Source organism: Streptomyces sp. NRRL B-24572 (assembly GCF_002156145.1).
GTDB lineage: Bacteria > Actinomycetota > Actinomycetes > Streptomycetales > Streptomycetaceae > Streptomyces > Streptomyces vietnamensis.
Genome location: NZ_MWIG01000908.1, coordinates 1 through 3,612, shown reverse-complemented (window position 1 = coordinate 3,612; position 3,612 = coordinate 1). Strand labels below are relative to the sequence as shown.

Genomic DNA, 3,612 nt, shown 5'->3' with positions numbered 1-3,612 from the left:
CCGCTCGCCGCCACCGCCGCCTTGCACGCCGCCGACCTCGGCGCCTCCGGCCCCTCCGCGTAACAGGCCGCGACCCGGCTCACCGGGTCGGTCATCGATCCGTGCGCGAGAGCGGGAGAGGCGGCGAGTCCGGACAGGACCAGAGCGGCGGTGGTGACGGCGACGGTACGGCGTGAGCTCACGGGGGACTCCTTCAGAGGGGGGACGCCCCGCAAACTAGCCCCGGGGGAAGCGCGGACGACGGCCCTTAGGACCGCCTTAAGGCCTGTGTAAGAGGCCTCTCAGGAACCGTCACCCCAACCGCCGGTAGCGCCGCTCCGGGCGGCCCGTCCCCCCGTACCGCAGCGTGACCTCCGCGCGGCCCGTCTCCGCGAAGTACTCCAGGTAGCGGCGGGCGCTCACGCGGGACAGGGAACCCAGTTCGGCGCACTCCGTCGCCGACAGGCCCTCGGGGTGGGCCCGCAGGACGGAGTCGACCAGGTCGGCCGTGTGCGCGGCGAGGCCCTTCGGGAGCTCGCGGGAGCCGCGCGGGCGGGTGCCGAAGATCTGGTCGACGTCCTCCTGCCGGGCCTCGTCGAGCTGGTCGAGGCGGCTGCGGAGGGAGGCGACGTGCCGCAGCTGCTCGTGCAGCGCCGCCTGCGTGAACGGCTTGATCAGATAGTGCAGGGCCCCGGCACGCAGCGCCGAGCGGATCGTGCCCACGTCCCGCGCCGCCGTGATGAAGAGCGCGTCCATGCCCAGACCGGCCGCGCGCAGCTCCCGCAGCACCCGGACCCCGTCCATGTCGGGCAGGAAGACGTCGAGGAGCACCAGGTCGGGGTGGAGCCGTTCGGCCGCTCGGAGCGCCTCCGCGCCGCTGTGCGCGACCCCGGCCACGGTGAAGCCCGCCACCGCCGACACATAGCGGCAGTGCAGCTTGGCGACCATGAAGTCGTCGTCCACGACCAGCACCTTCGTCACGCCGACCCACGGTAGGTCCCGACCACAACGACCACAACGTCCGTTGATTGCGGAAGAGAGACAGCTTCCTCACGCGAGGGCAACATGTGGGCCACCTCACACCCCCCTTCCCCTCTGACCGAGAGGCGGCACACGTGCGGTTGCGCACCCCCTTCGCCCTCCTCGGGGCGGCTCTCCTGGTCCTCGTCGGTCCACCGCTGCTCACCCCGGGCACCGGCTCCGACACCGGCACCGCGATACCCGGCCTGCGTTTCATGGTCCCCAACACCCCCGGCGGCGGATACGACATCACCGCCCGCACCGCGGCGAAGAACGCGGAGGAAGCCGGCCTCACCGGCGACGTCGAGGTCTTCAACCTGCCCGGCGCGGGCGGCACCGTCGGCCTCACCCGGCTCGTCGGCGAGCGCGGCAACGGCCGCCTCGCCATGTCCATGGGCCTCGGTGTCGTCGGCGCCGTCCACACCAACAAGACGCCCAGGACCCTCGCCGACACCACCCCGATCGCCCGGCTCACCGAGGAGCAGGACATCGTCGTGGTCGGCAAGGACTCCCCGTACAAGACCATCCAGGAGCTCCTCGCGGCCTGGAGGAAGGACCCCGGCAAGCTGCCCGTCGGCGGCGGCTCCTCGCCCGGCGGCCCCGACCACCTCGCCCCGATGCTGATGGCCCAGGCCGCCGGGATCGCGCCGAAGGACGTCAACTACGTGCCCTTCGACGGCGGCGGCGAGCTCCTCGCCTCGATCCTCGGCGACAAGGTCGGCTTCGGCGTCTCCGGCGTCGGCGAGTACCTCGACCAGATCAAGGCGGGGGAGCTGCGCCTCCTCGCCGTCACCGGCCCGAAGCGGGTCCCCGGCCTCGACGCCCCCACGCTCCGCGAGGCCGGTCTCGACACCGAGTTCACCAACTGGCGCGGCATCGTGGCCCCGCCCGGCCTCTCCGACGCCGAACGCCAGAAGCTCGTCACCCTCGTGACCGAGCTGCACGGCTCCCCGCAGTGGCGCGAGTCGCTGAAGACCCACGGCTGGAACGACGCCTTCCTGCCCGGCGCGGAGTTCGGCACCTTCCTCACCGAGCAGGACCGGCGGGTCGGCTCCGTCCTCAAGGAGCTCGGCCTGTGACCACCACCGTGAAGCCCACCGCGAAGACCACCGTGAAGAACGTGCTGCGCGGGCGGTCCGAACTCGGCGTCGGCGCCCTGCTGTTCCTCCTCGGCGTCCTCGTCCTCACCGACGCCCTCACCCTCGACGCCGACGTCGCCGGACGCGGCCCCGTCGGCCCCGCCACCGTCCCCCTCGTCGTCGGCTGCGGCCTGCTCGTCGTCGCCGTCCTCCTCACCGTCGACGTGCTGCGCGGCGGCCGGGGACAGGCCGAGGGCGGCGAGGACGTCGACCTGACCGAACCCGCCGACTGGCGCACCGTCCTGTTCCTCGCCGGTGTCTTCCTCGCCTTCGCCGTCCTCATCGGCCCCCTCGGCTTCCCCGTGGCCGGCGCCCTCCTCTTCTGGGGCGCGGCGTACGCCCTCGGCAGCCGCCACCTCACCCGCGACCCGCTCGTCGCGGCCGCCCTCTCCCTCCTCACCTACGTCGTCTTCGACCGGCTGCTCGGCGTCCCGCTCCCCGGCGGCCCGCTGATGGGAGTGATCTGACCCGTGCATTCCCTGAACTCCCTCATCGACGGCTTCGGGACCGCCCTCACCCCGATCAACCTGCTGTGGGCCGCCATCGGCGTGCTCCTCGGCACCGCCATCGGCGTCCTGCCCGGCATCGGCCCCGCCATGGCCGTCGCCCTGCTGCTCCCGGTGACCTACGGACTCGAACCGACCGGCGCGTTCATCATGTTCGCCGGCATCTACTACGGCGCCATGTTCGGCGGCTCCACCACCTCGATCCTCCTCAACACCCCCGGCGAGAGCGCGGCCGTCGTCGCCGCCATCGAGGGCAACCCGATGGCCAAGTCCGGGCGCGGCGCACAGGCCCTCGCGGCCGCCGCCATCGGCCACTTCGCCGGCGGCATGATCGGCACGACCCTGCTCGTCGTCCTCGCCCCGACCGTCGCCGCGCTCGCCGTCGACATCGGCGCCCCCGACTACCTCGCCCTCATGGTCCTCGCCTTCATCGCGGTGACCTCCGTCCTCGGCTCCTCCCGCATCCGCGGCCTCGCCTCGCTGCTCATCGGCCTCACCATCGGCCTGGTCGGCCTCGACCAGATGACCGGGCAGCAGCGCCTCACCTTCGGCTCGCTCCAGCTCGCCGACGGCGTCGACGTCGTCATCGTCGCGGTCGGCCTCTTCGCGATCGGCGAGGCCCTGTGGGTCGCCGCACACCTGCGCCGCACCTCGGGCGAGGCCATCCCGGTCGGCCGCCCCTGGCTCGGCAAGGACGACGTGCGGCGCACCTGGAAGTCCTGGCTGCGCGGTCCCCTCATCGGCTTCCCGTTCGGCGCGATCCCGGCCGGCGGCGCGGAGATCCCGACCTTCCTCTCGTACGTCACGGAGAAGCGGCTCTCGAAGCACAGGGACCAGTTCGGCAGGGGCGCCATCGAAGGCGTGGCCGGACCCGAATCGGCGGCCTCGGCCTCCGCCGCCGGCACGCTCGTCTCCATGCTGACCCTCGGGCTGCCCACGACGGCCGTCGCCGCCGTGATGCTGGCCGC

Annotated in this window: 5 protein-coding genes; 3 read left to right on the top strand and 2 right to left on the bottom strand. The window is 72.9% G+C overall.

Annotated features, from left to right (window positions below):
- Positions 1-182 (bottom strand): lytic polysaccharide monooxygenase (locus tag CCN56_RS38085; protein WP_373412950.1); only part of this gene is annotated, 182 nt, incomplete at its 3' end.
- A 109-nt stretch (positions 183-291) separates the two neighbouring features.
- On the bottom strand, positions 292-960 hold the full coding sequence (locus tag CCN56_RS38080) for a response regulator (RefSeq protein WP_086832237.1): 669 nt from the start codon (positions 958-960) through the stop codon (positions 292-294).
- A 134-nt stretch (positions 961-1,094) separates the two neighbouring features.
- On the opposite strand from CCN56_RS38080, the gene CCN56_RS38075 reads away from it, so the two are divergent.
- The 3 genes from CCN56_RS38075 to CCN56_RS38065 form a co-directional block, all read left to right on the top strand.
- A complete protein-coding gene (locus CCN56_RS38075) occupies positions 1,095-2,078 on the top strand; it encodes a tripartite tricarboxylate transporter substrate binding protein (RefSeq protein ID WP_086832236.1) in 984 nt (327 codons plus the stop codon).
- Positions 2,075-2,605: a tripartite tricarboxylate transporter TctB family protein gene (locus CCN56_RS38070; protein WP_086832235.1), complete on the top strand. Its 531-nt coding sequence runs from the start codon at positions 2,075-2,077 to the stop codon at positions 2,603-2,605. The genes CCN56_RS38075 and CCN56_RS38070 overlap by 4 nt, the downstream gene beginning before the upstream one ends.
- 3 nt (positions 2,606-2,608) lie before the next feature.
- Positions 2,609-3,612 (top strand): tripartite tricarboxylate transporter permease (locus CCN56_RS38065; RefSeq protein WP_086832234.1); only part of this gene is annotated, 1,004 nt, incomplete at its 3' end.